The organism is Micromonospora sp. CPCC 206061, from assembly GCF_036906915.1.
GTDB lineage: Bacteria > Actinomycetota > Actinomycetes > Mycobacteriales > Micromonosporaceae > Phytohabitans.
On the sequence record NZ_JBAKHX010000173.1, the window covers coordinates 1 to 1,244 of the forward strand.

The window sequence follows — 1,244 nt, forward strand, 5'->3', positions numbered from 1 at the left end:
TGTGCGAGGGTCAGCTCGCTTTGCAGGACGAGGACTGCTCCGCCGATCGCTGCCGCGTCCGATCCGTTGACTGACGGCACTACCCGCACTGGATGTGCCCGCTTGATGAACGTGCGGCGGTCCACTTCCTGTTGGATCACCGTCTGGTAGATCGAGCCCGCCACCGCGAAGCTCGGCCCGGCCAGCACGATCGTGTCCACATCGAACAGGCACGCCATGGTGACGGCGGCACAGCCGATATAGCGGGCCGACTGCTCGACCAGGCCCCGGGCGGCGGGGTCGCCGGCGTTCGCGGCGGCCGCGATCCGCGTGAACTCGGTGAGGAAGTCGGCCGAGCCAGGGTCGAGCGCCAACCGCTGGGCGAGCCCCGGTGTGGCCATCGCCTGCCGTACCAGCGCCGTCGGGCCGGCGTAGTTTTCCAGGCAGCCGATGTTGCCACACGGGCACCGGTCGCCGTTGACGTCGATGGAGATGTGGCCGATCTCGACGCTGTTGGAGGAGCTGCCCCGGTACACCTCACCGCCGACCACGACGCCACCGCCGATCCCGGTGGCCATGTAGATACAGCCGTAGGTGGAGGCCGGGTCCACTGTACCCATCCAGTACTCGCCGATGGCGGCCGCCGCGGCGTCGTTGTCGAGCAGGACGGGCAGCCCAAGCGTCTCCGCCAGCCGCCCCGCGACCGGATGGCGTAGCCACTGATCGGTGGGCTGGGGCGTCAACAGCACACCCGCGCGCCGGTCCTGCGGGCCGTAGCTGACCAGGCCGACCCCCAGCACCTTGTCGCGGTCGACGGCCGCCGTGGCCAGCAGCGCGTCCACCTGCGCCGCCACCAGGGGCAGGGCCTGCTCCGGCGGCATCGACGCGACGCCCTGGAACGAGGTGCGGGCCACCGGACGGCCCGCCAGGTCGACCAGCACGATCACGCACATGTTCCGCTCCAGCTGTACCCCGACGCTGTAGCGGGCCAGCGGGTTGAGCTGGACCAGGGTGCGGGGCTTGCCGCCGGTCGGCGCGCCCCGGCCGGCCTCGACGACCAGGCCGTCGCCCATGAGCTCGCGCACGACCTCGGAGATCGTGGCGCCGGTCAGGCCGGTCGCCGTCGCGAGCTCCACCCGGCTGATCGTGCGCGCCGCCCTGATGAGGTCGAGAACCAGGCCCCGCGTCCTCGGCCGGCTTGCCCAGATCGGGCTGGTCGCCACGGTTTCCTCCTCATCCGCCGCTTTGCCAGGCTACTTCACTTA

Annotated in this window: 1 protein-coding gene; it reads right to left on the reverse strand. The window is 71.1% G+C overall.

Annotated features, from left to right (window positions below):
• Nucleotides 1-1,202, reverse strand: a 1,202-nt coding sequence (locus tag V6V89_RS41085; protein WP_334625143.1) for an ROK family transcriptional regulator, incomplete at its 3' end; no start/stop codon positions are given.
• Nucleotides 1,203-1,244 lie beyond the last annotated feature (42 nt).